Raw genomic sequence first — 13,744 nt, forward strand, 5'->3', positions numbered from 1 at the left:
CTCTAAAGCGCGTCGCGTTTTCTTGCTAGATCGCCTTGATGAGGCGCAGCAACCCCAGCATCTCGATCAGCCTGCCTTGGCGGAAGGCGATGTAGGTGGGTTCCTCGACGCCGTGGAAGCGGCGCTTGAACGCCGCCTGGCCCTTGAGGTTGAACTTGCTGCGGTTGACCCAGGGCGACTCATAGGCCCGCTCGAAGGCGTTGCGCCAGAAGCTCGATTCGGCAAAGCCGTTGGCTCCGACGTCGAGCATCGGCGACAGGCCGAGCGTGACGACAGAAATGCCCTCATTGCGAAACCGGTCGACGGCGAATTTGGTCAGCCCGATTTCGGCATGCGGCGAGGCATCGATGTGCTTGCGCTTGAACGAGGTGGTGTAGCCGATCACCTTGCCGCCACTGAACATCGGATCGAAATCGAGCAGGGCGACGAGCTCGCCTTCCGGGCTGTAGAGCACGAAACGGCGCATATCGATGCCGAGATGATCGGCAAAGGGCCTGTTGAGGAACGCCATCTCCCAGCGCTTGACGATGCGGTCTGCCCGCCAGTTCTGCGACAGGCGCTGGACCTCGTCGAGATAGACCGCTCCTTCGCCAAAGGAAAACCCCTTCTTCAAGAGCCAGCGTTCGGAATAGCGCACGGTTTCGTTGCGCTTGCCGGAAAAATCGTGAGCCGGCAGTTCCAGCCGCGTGTCGACGCCGAGACGGTTGACCTGGTAGCCGAGCCCGGACAGCACGCGCGCCGTCGGTTCGCCGATCTGCACGAACCACGGGCTGTCGGCGGCTTCGACAAAGCGCCTGATATAGTCGGACCGATCGGCCGGATGGGCCACCGGGTCACCTAGCGCGAAATGGTGCTTCATCTTGGTGCCGAAGGCGATGTAGCCGTCGGCGTCGCCGAAATAGGACAGTTTTTGCTGCACGGCGGTCGAATAGGCCAGCGAGAAGTCGCCGTGCTGGCGGACAAGCGCCAGCCGCTCGACATGCGAAAAATCCTGGCGCGGCACCTTGGCTGCGGCGCCCTCCAGCAGTCTGTCGAGAAAGATGCGCAAGGAGGGCATGGTCGAGCTTCCGCGTGCCGATGATAAACAGAGGCTTGCCCCCAAGGCCTCGAATCAGTCGCATTGACGCGACCTCATTATCGATCATATCGCCCCTGTGCCATATGGGACGTGCCATATTGGACGGGTCCCCATGGCGCACCTGAAAGGAAATCTCGACCGAATGGCGGCTACGACAAGCGAAACGATGCCTATCGTCCCGGGGCCGAAAGGACTCGACTATACGGTTATCGTCATCGGCGCCGGAGCGGCGGGGCTGGCGGCCGCCGACGCGCTTGGCCGGCGCGGCGTGCGGGTCGTCGTGCTTGAAAAGGAGCCGCGGATCGCCGAACCGTGGCGAGGGCGGCACGAGAAGCTGACCCTCAACACGCATCGCGCGCTGTCGGCCCTGCCCGGCCTTGCCTATCCGCCACGCACCGCCGCCTTTCCGAACAAGGATGCCATCGTCGGTTATCTCGAGGATTTTGCCCGCGCGCGCGGCGTAAGGGTCGAATTCGGCACCGCCGCCGAGCGGATCGGACGCAGAGGCAATGGCTGGCTCGTCCATACGGGCCGGGAAACGCTGAGCGCCCGCAATGTCATCGTCGCCACCGGCCGCGACCGCTTGCCATGGACGCCGGACTGGCAAGGCAAGGCGACTTTCACCGGCAAACTTGTCCACGCCGCCGATTTCGGCACAGCGCAGGACTATGTGGGCAAAAGCGTGCTGGTGGTCGGGGCCGGAAATTCCGGCTTCGACGTGCTCAACCACCTCGCCCGTGCCGACACAAAGGCCATCTGCTTGTCAGCCAGGCAGGGTCCGTCGCTGATGCCGAAACGGATCGGCAAGGTCGCCGTGGCGCGCTTCGGCGGTTTCATGGCGATGCTGCCGACGTGGATTGCCGATGCCGCGATTGCCGCGACGCAGCGGCTGGTGTTCGGCGACCTCACCCGCTTCGGCCTGCCGCCGGCGCCGAAGGGCGGCGCCAGCCGGCTCGGCGTCGAGCAGATCGCTATTGCCATTGACGACGGCGCCGTCGCAGCGCTGAAGGCCGGACGGATTTCGGTGGTGGCGCCGGTGGCGGCTTTCGAAGGCGCCGGCGTGCGGCTGAACGACGGCACGGTGCTCGAGCCGGATGTAGTGATCGCGGCAACCGGCTATCGCACCGGCCTGGAGGCCATGCTGGGCGATCTCGGCGTGCTCGACGCCAAGGGCGTGCCGAAGGCCAATGGCGGCACCCCGAGCGGCCAGCCCGGCCTGTGGTTCATCGGCATGCGGCCAAGTCTGACCAGCTATTTTCACAGCGCCGGCCTGCAGGCCGAAGCGATTGCCCGTCAGATCGCCAAGGGGTTGTAGACGAGCGCTTCTGGACGGAGAAACACCGCGCACTTCGGGCTGCTGCTATGGCGCGGACTAGTGGTTCAACGCATCTGCAAGACGGATCGAATATCCTGGCGATTGGCTGAAACGCCGATCCCGTCGTCATCCACGGGCGAAGCAAGGAGCGTAGCGACGGCGCAGACCCGAGGATCCATGCCGTGACTTCTGAACTACGCTGCGTTGCAGGTTCTGCTCCGCTGCTTCCACGGCCAAGGCATGATCCCTGGGTCTCCGCGACGGAGCTTCGCTCCTGCTTCGCCCAAGGACGACGAAGTTGAGATGCTTGCGGCCAACCTCCAAAGCAGGCGCTTGAACTCGTTCATTGCATCATTATATAACATGTTATACTTATCCAGGAGACGGACCACCCATGGAAGACATCATTCGATCCCTTGGCTATCTCACCCTCGGCAGCAGGCTGAAGCGCATCGGCGAGCAGTTGCAGGCCGATACGCAGCGCATGCTCAATGGGCTGGAGGTGCCGGTGCAGTCCAGCCAGTATCCTCTGCTGGCCGCGCTCGACCGGCTTGGGCCGCTGCCTGTCGGCGAACTGGCGCAGTCAATGGGGATCACCCAGCCGGGGGTGACGCGCAGCGTGGCGCTGCTGGCCGAGTTGGGGCTGGTCGAGGCCGCGCCATCGAACGACGACCAGCGCCGCAGGATGATCTCGCTGACCGCGAACGGCCAGCGCCTGGTCGATGTGGCGAAGCGGGACGTTTGGCCGCGCATCGAGAACGCCGTTGCCGACTTGTGCAAAGACCTTGCAGGGCCGCTTCTCGAACAACTCTCGGCAATAGAGGACGGCCTGGCGGCGGCCCCACTCGACCGTCGTGTGAAACAGGATGTCGCGCCATGAGCCATGTCCTCGATCGTCCGGTCTGGAGCGCGCTCGACACGCGGCATCGGATCTTTGCGTATGGCGACAGGCTCGCCAGGCGCTATCCCTCCTCGATCGTCCCCTTCGCGGCTTCCGGGGCAGACGACGCTGAGAGCCTGCAGGCGCTCGCAAGCCTCATTCCTGCAGGTGAGAGCGTGTTCATGCTCCAGGCGGACCCCATTGCCCTGCCGCCGGAACTGACCGCGACCGTGACCGCCTTCGGCGTTCAGATGGTTGCCGAGGCGCCATTGCCTTCCGTGTCGGACGAGCGTGTGCAGCAGCTGACGCAGGACGACGCGGCCGAGATGCTTGCTTTGGCGTCACTGACCAAGCCCGGCCCGTTCACCCTCAAGGCGCTGAGCCTCGGCGAGTTCTGGGGCGTGAAGATCGACGGCCGGCTGGCGGCGATGGCCGGCGAGCGCATGAAGCAGCCCGGCTACAGCGAACTCAGCGGCGTCTGCTCGCATCCCGAATTTCGCGGCAGCGGCCTCGGCCGGCTGCTGTCGGTGTTCGTGGCCAACCGAATTTTTGCGCGCGGCGAAGTTCCCTACCTGCATGCCTATGCCAGCAATGCCGGCGCGGTCCGGTTGTACGAGTCCATCGGCTTCAGGCTGAGGGCAGAGATGAATGTGGCCGTCGTGCAGCGCGCCGGCTAAAGCGTTTCACCGTTTCACGGAAACGGCGAACCGCTCCTAGGCCTTTATTTTTACGCAATTCCGGACGGAAAACCGCTTCACACTTTTCCTGGAATTGCTCCAGGCCGCCTTGCGGTCCTCAGGCTGATTTCGGCTCCAACCGGCGGAAACCCACGGTTTCCATAAGCATATCTTCCTCGACCATGCCGGCATTGTGCAGCGCAAGCAGGTTCAGCGCGATCTCCCGCGCCTCCGCCGAATCGGGATGCACGTCGCGCCTGCGGCAGGCTTCGTCGAACACGCGTTGCAGCCTGGCGATGTCGTCGGGTTTCAGCAGGCCACGGTCATAGACGGACTTTGGCATGGCACTCTCCTCCAGAAGACGTAGGACGCCATGTTTAAAAGTCCATTCTTTTCCAATGCTTGAGCGCAGCTGCCTGGGTTTGCACGAATCCGACCGAGCGTGGCAGTCAGACCGCGATCGCGCTGCCATTCATTCAGCACCTCGGCCGTGGCCTGTTCCGCCGCAGTCTGCTTGACGTGCCGCCACGCTTGCGAAACAAGAGCTGCCACAAAGGACAGCGAGGCACAAAAGTGAGTTTCTGGGGACTGGCGCAGCTCGTCATTTCGACGGTGATCTTCCTGCTGGCGGCCATCGCGGCCAAGCAATGGGGGCTGGCGCCAAGCCTTGGCAAGATCGTGCTGACACTGGCGCTCTATACGGCGGGCAATCTGATGATGCTGCGGCTGGTTCGTGAGTTCGGCATGTCGGTGTCGTTCAGCCTGTCGGCGGTGATCCAGCTGGTGGCGGTCAATGTGGTGGCGCTGGTGTTCTTCGGCGAACGCGTCAATGCCTTGCAGGCGACCGGCATCGTGCTGGCCATCGCGGCGGTGGTGCTGATCTCGCTCGGGCCTTACCTGCAGGGGCGACTGTAATCCGATGAAGACCCCGCGTGCGTTCACCAACTGGCTTGAATTTCCGGTGCTGCTGGCCGGGCTGGTGATAGCCGCCGGGCTGTGGGGCTTCGAGGAACTGATGGAGGTGGCGCGGGCCACCACGCCGCACGCTTTCGATACTGAGATCCTGCTTGCTTTCCGAAAAGTGGGTCAGCCGGATGTTCCCGTCGGCCCGGCATGGCTGGAAGGCGCGATGCGCGACATCACCAGCCTCGGCAGCTCCAGCGTGCTGGTGCTGATCGTAACGGCGGTGATCGTCTACCTCCTGCTGATCCGTAGGCCGAGGACGGCGCTGCTGATCTTTGTCGCGGTGGCTGGCGGGCAGCTGCTGTCGACCTTGCTCAAGGCCGGCATCGACCGGCCGCGCCCCGATCTTGTCTCGCACCTGGCCAACGAGACGTCGCTGTCGTTTCCCAGCGGCCACGCCATGCTGTCGGCGGTGACCTATCTCACGCTGGGCTCGCTGGCAGCGCGCTTCCTGCCGGGACGAACGACGAAAATCTATGTCCTCAGCCTGGCGGTGCTGGTAACGCTGCTGGTCGGCGTCAGCCGCGTCTATCTCGGCGTCCACTGGCCTTCCGACGTGCTGGCGGGATGGTGCGCCGGCTTCACCTGGGCGACGCTGTGCTGGCTGGCGGCGCGAATGCTGCAGCGGAACAAGGCGGTGGCCGGTGGCAACGAGCCCGAAGACTGACGATCCGGAGCGACATTCAAATCAGCCGGTTGATCAGCCCGTGTCCGCAGCCTGCCAGCAGAAAAACCGCCGACAGCAAGGCTGCCGACGTCGTCAAGGTCCTGAAAATCTTCAACTGATATTTCCCCGCCAATAAGAGCCAAGGCGGTTAACGTAGCATGCTCATCCCGTATCCCGGCATCCGGCTTTGTGAGGAGATCATGTTTCATGTATGCTTTATGATGGTTGAAACATCACTATGATTGTATTACACGTCGTCTCCGCAGACTCAGACGGGGGTTCCGACCGATGATCACTGCCGCCCAGATGCGCGCCGCGAGGGCGCTGGCCGGCATCGATCAGAAGACACTCGCCGAGCGTGCCGGCGTTTCGCTTCCGACAATCCAGCGCATGGAAGCGAGTGACGGCGTGGTCAGGGGTGTGGTCGATACGCTGATGAAGGTTATCCAGGCTCTCGACGAGGCCGGGGTGGAGCTCATCGGCGAGAACCAGACCAGCGAGCGCGGCGGCCGGGGCGTGCGCCTCAAGCCGGTCGCGCCGCCGAACCCGCAAGGCTGAGCCGGCATATAGTCGCGACGGCGACCGCCGACAGTCCTGCCGACGATCCCGCCGCCTTCACGCAAGCGGAAGGCAGTCCATGGATCAGATCCGGCGGGCAGTGCATCAACCGGCCCAGAAGTCGGCAAAGCCGACATTTTCAGAGCTGTTCACGCCCAAGCTGGTGACGGTCTGGCGCGAAGGTTACCGCCTGCCGCAGTTCAAGGCCGACTTCATGGCCGGGCTGACCGTCGCTATTGTCGCGTTGCCGCTGTCGATGGCGATTGCGATTGCTTCGGGCGTGACGCCGGAGCGCGGCCTGTTCACCGCCATTGTCGGCGGCTTCATCGTCTCGGCGCTCGGCGGCAGCCGCTTCCAGATCGGCGGCCCGGCCGGCGCCTTCATCGTGCTGGTGGCGGCGACGGTGCAGCGCGAAGGCGTCGACGGACTGCTGCTGGCGACGATGATGGCCGGCATCTTCCTGCTCGCCATCGGCTATCTCCGGCTCGGAACCTATATCAAATTCATCCCTTACCCGGTGACGGTCGGCTTCACCGCCGGCATCTCGATCATCATCTTCTCCGGCCAGATCGTGGAACTGTTCGGGCTGAGGCTTGCCGGGCCGGAGCCCGGGCCGCTGCTGCCGAAGCTGATGGCGATCGGCCACGCGGCCGGCACGCTCAATATCTCGGCAACGCTGGTGGCGGCGCTGACCATCGCCACCATCGTCGGGGTGAAGCGCTGGCGGCCCGGCTGGCCGGGCATGCTGATCGCCGTCGGACTGGCCTCCCTTGTCGTGGCGCTGCTTTCGCTGCCGGCGGAAACGATCGGCACCCGCTATGGCGGCATTCCGCGCAGCCTGCCGTTGCCGGCACTGCCGGGACTCAACCTCGACAAGGCGATTGCGGTGCTGCCGGATGCGGTGGCTTTTGCGCTGCTCGGCGCCATCGAATCGCTGCTCTCGGCCGTGGTCGCCGATGGCATGACCGGGCGGCGTCACCGTTCCAATTGCGAACTGGTGGCGCAAGGCTTTGCCAACATCGCGTCTGCCCTGTTCGGCGGCATCTGCACCACCGGCACCATCGCCCGCACCGCCACCAATGTGCGGGCCGGCGCGCATGGGCCGGTTTCCGGCATGCTGCATTCGCTTTTTCTGCTGGTCTTCATGCTGGTGGCCGCACCGCTGGCCAGCTACATCCCGCTTGCCGCCCTTGCCGGGGTGCTGGCGGTTGTCTGCTGGAACATGTTCGAGAAGCAGGCCTTCGCCACGTTGCTGCGCGCTTCGCGCGGCGATGCCCTGGTGCTGATGGCAACCTTCCTGATCGTCGTCTTCCGCGACCTCACCGAAGGCATCGTCGTCGGCTTCGCGCTAGGCTCGATCCTGTTCATCGACCGCATGGCCAAGTCGATCGCCGTGGAGGCGGATTTGCCGCTGGTGCAGGACGATGTCGCCGACAGCAGCGGCCGCGCCTACGATGCAAGCGAGGCAAGCGACGCCGACACCGTCGTCTATCGCATCTCCGGCGCCTTCTTCTTCGGCGCCGCCTCTACTGTCGGCACGGTGCTCGACCGCATCGCCGACCAGCGCAAGAACTTCATCCTCGATTGTTCGGCGGTGCCCTTCTTCGATTCCACCGCGGCCAATGTCATCGAGGGCGCGGCGCACAAGGCGAAACGCGCCGGCGTGCGTTTCATCATCGCCGGCGCCTCGCCGCAGACACGGCGCATGCTGATCAACCACGGCGTCAAGCGGCCGCTGGTGACCTTTGCCGCTTCGATCAAGGATGCGCGGGCGCAACTCAAAGCCGTGCCCGTTGGCTGAGCCGGCAAATGTGCGCCGTCAGTCCAGGCTCAGCACCGCGATCTCGCCCTCGTTCATCAGCGGCACGAAAATCCGCGTGCCGTCTGTGCCGATATCGGCGCTGCCCGGCTTGAACTGCTCTACAGCCTCCGGCGCCTCGCCGACTTTGTACCGATAGAGCGTGCCGGTCATGAAGGCGGTGGCGTAGATGCTGTCGCCGATGGCGACGACGCCGTCGAGGTCGGCAAAGTTTTGTGCGCCAGGCAGCGGCGTCACGGCTTTCGTCGCGAGATCGACCGACAGCAGGCCCCCGGGCGCGGCAGTGCTGAAGTCCGGCTTGATGCCCTTGCCCCAGGACGCCACGATCAGCCGATCGCGATCGGCAAAGATGCCGTTGGGTGCGGCGAGCTTCGCATCCTTCACGAACAGTTCCGGCTTGTCGCCGTCAATGCGGTAGATCGCATCGGCCAGCATGTCGGTGACATAAACCTTGCCCGAACTGTCCGATGTCACGTCATTGAGGAAAACGGCGCCGGGCACATCGATCGTCGAGATGAGCTTGCCGCTGGCGAGATCGACGATGCGCACCTTGGTGATGTCGGCGACGTAGAGCTTGCCGCCAGAGATCGCCGAGCCCTTCGGTGCATCCATGCCGGCGGTCCAGTGCCGGCTAACGACCTTGCCGTCCAGCGACAGCACCGAGAGATAGCCGTTGCCGTCGGCCTCCCCGGGATTGCCGACGATGTTGGAGACGATAATGCGATTGTTGGCGGCATCGAACAGCGCCGATTCGGGTTGCTCGAAGCCCGAGGCGCGCCAGAGTTCGGCGGCCTCGGCCGCAGGCACGAGCGCGATACCGAAGGCGGCGAGACAAATAGAGGGGATGAGGGTTTTCATGGCCAGGTCTCCTGTGATGGATGGCGGAGAGGTAGGAGTTTCGATACTTTTCCGGAAGGAAGATTCGAGCTAGTATCGGAAACCGATACGAAATGGCGCAAAAGAGGTGCATTCCATGAACGGCTTGATTTTCGAGGCGCTGAAGCGGACGCTGAAGGCCAAGGGCGTCACCTATCGTGAGCTTGCCGGGCGGATGGGCGTTTCCGAGCCGACGGTGAAGCGCATCTTCCACGAGCGCAACTGCAAGCTCGACCGTCTCATCGGGATCTGCGCTGCCGCCGGCGTCGAGCTGGAAAACGTGCTGGGGTCGATGAACCGGGGGCCGGGACCGGTCAATCGCATCGCGCCGGAGATCGAGCGCAAGCTCGCGGGACGGCCGGCGCTGCTGTTCATCTTCGTCATGCTGTCGGAGAAGTTCACGCCCGAAGGCGTCATGCGCTCGCAAGGCTTGAGCGAAGCCTCGATGTTCCTTTATCTGCGCGATCTCGAAGCGCTCGGCCTGATCGCATTGGGCGGCGGGCTGTCGGCACGGCTGCTGGTCGACACACCGATCCAGTGGAATTTCGAAGGGCCGCTCAGGCCGCTGTTCGAGATGACAAACAAGAATTTCATCGGCTGGGCGATCACCCATCTGGAGCGGGAAGCGACCTTCGTCTCTTTCTCCAGGCGGATGCGGCCGGAGACGGCGGAGATGGTGAAGCGCGAGGCGGAGGAACTGGCCGAGCGCGCCAAACTGCTCGCCCATCACGACCAGCACACGACGCCGGAAGACGGGCTGACCGGCTACAAATGGACGTTTGCTTTTGGCGCAACCCCGTTTCCGGCGATCATGCCGATCGGCCCGCACCCCAGGGATGCCGGTGCGTCCGACCGGCCCACCGCTCCGGCAAAGGGACGCCGCCCGTTGCCGGCCTGACTGGGCCATCATCCGAGCAGGATTGCATCTGGCGGCTGAGCTTGTCGCGCTCCAGTCCGGAGGTGCTTCAAAAATGAAGCCACATTCATGATAGAGTTCGCGCGCTGATTTGCCAGACTGTACGGGGCGGGTTTGCCGAATGCGTGACCGTCCCCGCAAAATCGAAGTGATCCTATGCCGACCGCGCCAACACTTGAACTTCGCCGCTATTCGCGCCTGAAAAATTTGCGGGAGCGGGCAGAACGCCAGGGTGCTGCATTGCAGTTCTGGGCGCGCACGGCATCGCTCGCCGTGATCTCCTGCTTCTTTTCCTTGATCAGCCGCTGGGATGCCTCGCTGCTCTTCGTGCTGGCGGGCCTCGCGCTGTTCCAACTCGTCGGCCTGATCCAGTTTCGCTTTGCGCGCCGTCGCAACGCGCCATGGTGGATCGGTTACCTCGTCGGTACGCTGGACATCATTCTGTTGACCGTTCTGCTGGTAACGCCCAACCCGTTTTCCCTCGAGGTCGCGCCGGCCGCGATGCAACTGCGCGAGGGCAGCTTCAAATTCCTGCTGATTTTCGTATGCCTTGGCGCGCTGACCCTTTCGACACGATTGGCGCTCTATCTCGGCGCGCTCGCGGCCTTGACGTGGACGATCGGGGTGGGATGGGTGGTTTTTCATGCGGGAACCGTCATTCCGGCAACGAACCTCTATTCGCTGCCGCTGACAGAGCGACTGAATCTCTATCTCAACCCCAATTTCGTCGATACGTTCGCGCAGGCGACCAATGTGTTGGTTGTGCTGATTATCGGCGCGATCATGGCGCTGGTCGTCTCTCGTTCCCGACATCTGTCGGAAGACTATGTCAAGGCGGAGCGCGCCCGCGCCAATCTCGCCCGGCATTTTTCGCCCAATGTCGTCGACCAGCTCGCCACGGATGACGAGCCCTTCGGCCCGGTCCGCCGGCAGGATATCGCGGTGCTGTTCGCCGACATCGTCGGCTTCACACACTATTCCGAGGATCATCCGGCCGAAGCAGTGTTCGAACTACTGCGTCAGTTCCACCGTCGCATGGAGCAGGTCGTTTTCGACCACCATGGCACCGTCGACAACTATATCGGCGATTGCATCATGGCGACCTTCGGGGTTCCGCAAGCCAGCCATGACGACGCAACCCGGGCCATCCGGTGCGCTGAAGCGATGATCGCCGCTATCGAAGACTGGAATGTCCAGCGTGTGTCCAGAGGATATCCGCCGCTGGACGTTCGGATCGGTGCACAATATGGCGCCGTCGTCCTCGGCGCGGTCGGCAGCGAGCGCAACCTGTCCTTCGCGGTGGTGGGCGACACCGTCAACGTCGCCAGCCGTTTGCAGGCGCTCTGCCGTGAGCTTCAGGCGAATATTTGCTTTGGGTCACGACTGATCGAGGCCGCGAAGGCGGAATCGCCAACGACACGGTTGAATGCGCGCGATCATGGGCCGGTGAGCATCCGCGGCCGGGACGAACCGGTCCATATCTGGGTCGAACACAGAGCCGAAAACCAGGGCGCCATTGCGGTTTCGGCGTGATGCAGGCCGCCATGTGAGACGCCTGAACCTCATGACTCAGGCCGAAGCCATCACGTGTCTGAGGCGATTGCGCCAGCCTTCGCGGCTGCGGCGTCGGTGCCTGCCTTGTCCTCCCAGGTCACCGCCCGGTAGTCGAAACCATATTCCAGCGTCGGTTTGACGATGCGGAAGAAGGGTGACAGGTCGAAGTCGCGCGGCGTGTAGAGCGAGTGGTGGCGGATGTGCAGGATTTCGCGGCGCGAATAGTTCGACTGCGCCGAGGCGCGGCCGGGCGCGCGGGTGATCTCGGGCAGGATCGGGTAGCGGATCTCGCCATAGGCTTCGGCGATCAGCGTCGAGCAGATGGCGCGGGTCGGATCGCCGGAACCGAAAGCCAGCATGCGGCGGCGCCAGCGCACCGGCACCGGTGGCGTCGGCAGGAAAAAGCGCAGCATGTCGAAAATGTTCTTGAGATCGTATTTCAGGCCGAGCTTGCCGATCATGAAGGCGACGACATGGTCGCGGTCTTCCGGGGTCAGCCCGCTCGCCCGGCAGATACGGGTATTGTAGGTGCGGTAGCGCGACAGCGGCACGGCGACACAGCCTTCGCCGAGCGTGACTTCGATCAGCCGACGCCGTTCCGATCCGTCCTCCGGCTCGGACAAGGCATCGCCGGTATAGAAAGCCGCATGCGACCAGGTCGACTGTGTCAGGTATTTGATTGCCGCCGAGATCTTCTGGTTGCCTTCGATGAGCAGGATGTCGCCGGGCTCGAGCGTGCGCCGCAACGTCTCGGCGTCGGACGGCGTGTAGGGCTCATAGCCGGAGGATTCGTCCTGCAGCCGGCCGGCAAGCCAGCGGCCAAGGCGGTCGAGAAGCGTGTCGCGCGGCGCGGTCATGGCAAAGTGTGACTAGCACGAGGTGACGTCCTCGGCCATGATCAACCGACCGGGACCTCTTCCGACGATGCCGGGCCGGCGAGGTCGTCGCGCGCATTGCGCGCGAGTTTCTTCGTCGAGCGCTTGGGGCTGTCGCCGAACAGCTCGGCCGCTCCGGCAAGGCAGCTCTTCTTCAGGCTTTTTTCCGAGCGCTTCAAAAGCTTGCCAAGAAGCCTTGTGTCCTGCGCATCGCCGAGCGGCTCACCGTCGGCCTCGAGCAACACGCGCATGACGAAGACGTCGTGCAGTTCGCCGAGTTTTTCGCCAAGTTCATCAACTGCCTTGCACCGCACCTTGATCGGCGTCGGCCACAGCCGGCCGAGCAGCGACAAATGCATCGAGTGGGTCTTGGCAGCCTTGCGCAGATCGTGGAAATCCTCTGCTTCGCCGCGCGATCCCGCCCGGTCCAGCGCCTTCCTGGCCCGGCGCAAGGTCTTGCGAGCGCCTTCCGCAAGCACATCGGCTGCATGCTCAGGCAGATCGGGGAGCAGCAGCCGCTCGATCCGGATCAGGCCTTCCTCGCAGGCGGCCGTGGCCGCGCCTATGGCGGCGTCGAGACCAGCCCCGGCATGCATTTCATGCTGGCGAGCGATAAGCCGGTCGCGCACGCTGTCGAGGCCGCCGCCGGCAACCTGCTCGGGAAAGGCGGCTGCCAGCCGGTCGACGGTCTCGACCAGCGCGGTCGCCTCGCGCGGCCCGGCAAGCAGCGCCGCCACCTGACGGTAGCATTGGTTCTCAGTCCGACAGAATGTTTCATTTCCGGAACGGACCAGCCGCAGCAAGGCGCGCGCGCTCTTCAGCCGCTTGCGGCATTTGTGCAATGCCTGCTCCGGCTGGTCGCGCGCGACGGCCAGATGGGCAAGCGCCTTGCCGATCTCCTCGCCAAGGATACGCCTGACCTCGCCGGTCAGCGGCAGGCGCGGATCGATGCGAAAGCTCATGCGGCGATCTCCGGAATCCCCCTAGAGCATGATGCCGAAAAGGTGAAGCGGTTTTCGGACGACATCATGCTCCATCTCTTTTGATTTAGAGCCGGATTCCGATTTTAGGTCGACCCGACCTAAAATCATCCGGCTCTAGGGCGAGCGACGCGTTGTAAAATCTCTGCTCGCCGGTCACTTCGCGGCCGAGCCAATCAGGCAGCATTTCGTCAGGTACATCCTCCGGCGTCTCCAGTTCGGCCACCACAAGGCCGGCTAGGATCCCGCCGAAAACATCGACTTCGTAGAGATAGCCGCGATGCCTAACATGGTGGCGTGTCTTCTCGATGACATGTCCGATGGCGAAGGCCAGCATCTCCTCGGCATCAGTCAGAGGAATTTCATATTCGTATTCGTCGCGCTCGCGGATCTTGCTGCCGAATTTAAGCGTCAGCTTCGCCGAACTGCCGTCGCTGATGCGTACGCGCACGGTGCGGCCAGGTGCTGCGGCAAGGTAGAACTGGCGAATGCGTATATTCGCCTCGGCCATTTCTAGCCATTCGGCGCTGGAGACCAGGAACTTGCGTTCGACTTCCTTGCCCATGGCCGCGCACTAAAGCGTCTG

15 protein-coding genes are annotated in these 13,744 nt (G+C 63.7%); 9 read left to right on the plus strand and 6 right to left on the minus strand.

Annotated elements, in window-relative coordinates; all coding sequences use genetic code 11:
- Window positions 1-25: 25 nt before the first annotated feature.
- Window positions 26-1,057, minus strand: coding sequence for a phosphatidylglycerol lysyltransferase domain-containing protein (locus tag X751_RS149655; RefSeq protein WP_023687523.1), 1,032 nt, complete (start codon window positions 1,055-1,057; stop codon window positions 26-28).
- Between the two features lie 187 nt (window positions 1,058-1,244).
- Between X751_RS149655 and X751_RS149650 the strand changes: the two genes are divergently transcribed.
- The 3 genes from X751_RS149650 (at window position 1,245) to X751_RS149640 (ending at window position 3,950) form a co-directional block, all read left to right on the plus strand.
- Window positions 1,245-2,393, plus strand: a complete 1,149-nt coding sequence (locus tag X751_RS149650) for an NAD(P)/FAD-dependent oxidoreductase (RefSeq protein WP_156933273.1) — start codon at window positions 1,245-1,247, stop codon at window positions 2,391-2,393.
- Window positions 2,394-2,787: 394 nt separating this feature from the next.
- The gene (locus X751_RS149645) at window positions 2,788-3,273 is read left to right on the plus strand and encodes a MarR family transcriptional regulator (RefSeq protein WP_023726767.1); all 486 of its coding nucleotides are present in this window, start codon (window positions 2,788-2,790) and stop codon (window positions 3,271-3,273) included.
- On the plus strand, window positions 3,270-3,950 hold the full coding sequence (locus tag X751_RS149640) for a GNAT family N-acetyltransferase (protein WP_023726768.1): 681 nt from the start codon (window positions 3,270-3,272) through the stop codon (window positions 3,948-3,950). The genes X751_RS149645 and X751_RS149640 overlap by 4 nt, the downstream gene beginning before the upstream one ends.
- A gap of 118 nt (window positions 3,951-4,068) precedes the next feature.
- On the opposite strand, the gene X751_RS149635 is transcribed toward X751_RS149640, so the two are convergent.
- Entirely contained in the window at window positions 4,069-4,293 is a 225-nt protein-coding gene (locus X751_RS149635) for a hypothetical protein (RefSeq protein ID WP_023673272.1), read from the minus strand.
- A 230-nt stretch (window positions 4,294-4,523) separates the two neighbouring features.
- Between X751_RS149635 and X751_RS149630 the strand changes: the two genes are divergently transcribed.
- The 4 genes from X751_RS149630 to X751_RS149615 all read left to right on the plus strand — a co-directional run bounded on the left by X751_RS149630 (window position 4,524) and on the right by X751_RS149615 (window position 7,939).
- Window positions 4,524-4,865 carry a hypothetical protein gene (locus tag X751_RS149630; protein ID WP_023681268.1) on the plus strand — a complete coding sequence of 114 codons (342 nt, stop codon included), beginning with the start codon at window positions 4,524-4,526 and terminating at the stop codon, window positions 4,863-4,865.
- A gap of 4 nt (window positions 4,866-4,869) precedes the next feature.
- On the plus strand, window positions 4,870-5,580 hold the full coding sequence (locus X751_RS149625) for a phosphatase PAP2 family protein (RefSeq protein WP_023710371.1): 711 nt from the start codon (window positions 4,870-4,872) through the stop codon (window positions 5,578-5,580).
- A 288-nt stretch (window positions 5,581-5,868) separates the two neighbouring features.
- Entirely contained in the window at window positions 5,869-6,138 is a 270-nt protein-coding gene (locus X751_RS149620) for a helix-turn-helix transcriptional regulator (RefSeq protein ID WP_023673276.1), read from the plus strand.
- 79 nt (window positions 6,139-6,217) lie between these two features.
- Window positions 6,218-7,939, plus strand: coding sequence for a SulP family inorganic anion transporter (locus X751_RS149615; RefSeq protein WP_023710372.1), 1,722 nt, complete (start codon window positions 6,218-6,220; stop codon window positions 7,937-7,939).
- An 18-nt stretch (window positions 7,940-7,957) separates the two neighbouring features.
- Here X751_RS149615 and X751_RS149610 read toward each other — a convergent pair whose 3' ends face one another.
- Window positions 7,958-8,815 carry an ATP/GTP-binding protein gene (locus tag X751_RS149610; protein ID WP_023710373.1) on the minus strand — a complete coding sequence of 286 codons (858 nt, stop codon included), beginning with the start codon at window positions 8,813-8,815 and terminating at the stop codon, window positions 7,958-7,960.
- 115 nt (window positions 8,816-8,930) lie between these two features.
- Between X751_RS149610 and X751_RS149605 the strand changes: the two genes are divergently transcribed.
- Both X751_RS149605 and X751_RS149600 read left to right on the plus strand, forming a co-directional pair.
- Complete coding sequence (locus X751_RS149605; RefSeq protein WP_023710374.1) at window positions 8,931-9,731, plus strand: helix-turn-helix transcriptional regulator; 801 nt, start codon at window positions 8,931-8,933, stop codon at window positions 9,729-9,731.
- Between the two features lie 174 nt (window positions 9,732-9,905).
- On the plus strand, window positions 9,906-11,282 hold the full coding sequence (locus X751_RS149600) for an adenylate/guanylate cyclase domain-containing protein (RefSeq protein ID WP_023744871.1): 1,377 nt from the start codon (window positions 9,906-9,908) through the stop codon (window positions 11,280-11,282).
- A 50-nt stretch (window positions 11,283-11,332) separates the two neighbouring features.
- On the opposite strand, the gene X751_RS149595 is transcribed toward X751_RS149600, so the two are convergent.
- The 3 genes from X751_RS149595 to X751_RS149585 form a co-directional block, all read right to left on the minus strand.
- Window positions 11,333-12,160: a hypothetical protein gene (locus tag X751_RS149595; RefSeq protein WP_023692977.1), complete on the minus strand. Its 828-nt coding sequence runs from the start codon at window positions 12,158-12,160 to the stop codon at window positions 11,333-11,335.
- Window positions 12,161-12,201: 41 nt separating this feature from the next.
- Complete coding sequence (locus tag X751_RS149590) at window positions 12,202-13,140, minus strand: CHAD domain-containing protein (protein ID WP_023692978.1); 939 nt, start codon at window positions 13,138-13,140, stop codon at window positions 12,202-12,204.
- An 85-nt stretch (window positions 13,141-13,225) separates the two neighbouring features.
- The gene (locus tag X751_RS149585; protein ID WP_023681278.1) at window positions 13,226-13,723 is read right to left on the minus strand and encodes a CYTH domain-containing protein; all 498 of its coding nucleotides are present in this window, start codon (window positions 13,721-13,723) and stop codon (window positions 13,226-13,228) included.
- Window positions 13,724-13,744 lie beyond the last annotated feature (21 nt).

It is taken from the genome of Mesorhizobium sp. LNJC394B00 (assembly GCF_000502555.1).
Classification (GTDB): domain Bacteria; phylum Pseudomonadota; class Alphaproteobacteria; order Rhizobiales; family Rhizobiaceae; genus Mesorhizobium.

Coding starts and splice junctions, on each gene's coding strand:
- X751_RS149640 (WP_023726768.1), top strand. CDS start 3,270: ATGAGCCATGTCCTCGATCGTCCGGTCTGGAGCGCGCTCGACACGCGG.
- X751_RS149635 (WP_023673272.1), bottom strand. CDS start 4,293: ATGCCAAAGTCCGTCTATGACCGTGGCCTGCTGAAACCCGACGACATC.
- X751_RS149655 (WP_023687523.1), bottom strand. CDS start 1,057: ATGCCCTCCTTGCGCATCTTTCTCGACAGACTGCTGGAGGGCGCCGCA.
- X751_RS149615 (WP_023710372.1), top strand. CDS start 6,218: ATGGATCAGATCCGGCGGGCAGTGCATCAACCGGCCCAGAAGTCGGCA.
- X751_RS149620 (WP_023673276.1), top strand. CDS start 5,869: ATGATCACTGCCGCCCAGATGCGCGCCGCGAGGGCGCTGGCCGGCATC.
- X751_RS149645 (WP_023726767.1), top strand. CDS start 2,788: ATGGAAGACATCATTCGATCCCTTGGCTATCTCACCCTCGGCAGCAGG.
- X751_RS149590 (WP_023692978.1), bottom strand. CDS start 13,140: ATGAGCTTTCGCATCGATCCGCGCCTGCCGCTGACCGGCGAGGTCAGG.
- X751_RS149595 (WP_023692977.1), bottom strand. CDS start 12,160: ATGACCGCGCCGCGCGACACGCTTCTCGACCGCCTTGGCCGCTGGCTT.
- X751_RS149625 (WP_023710371.1), top strand. CDS start 4,870: ATGAAGACCCCGCGTGCGTTCACCAACTGGCTTGAATTTCCGGTGCTG.
- X751_RS149605 (WP_023710374.1), top strand. CDS start 8,931: ATGAACGGCTTGATTTTCGAGGCGCTGAAGCGGACGCTGAAGGCCAAG.
- X751_RS149585 (WP_023681278.1), bottom strand. CDS start 13,723: ATGGGCAAGGAAGTCGAACGCAAGTTCCTGGTCTCCAGCGCCGAATGG.
- X751_RS149610 (WP_023710373.1), bottom strand. CDS start 8,815: ATGAAAACCCTCATCCCCTCTATTTGTCTCGCCGCCTTCGGTATCGCG.
- X751_RS149600 (WP_023744871.1), top strand. CDS start 9,906: ATGCCGACCGCGCCAACACTTGAACTTCGCCGCTATTCGCGCCTGAAA.
- X751_RS149650 (WP_156933273.1), top strand. CDS start 1,245: ATGCCTATCGTCCCGGGGCCGAAAGGACTCGACTATACGGTTATCGTC.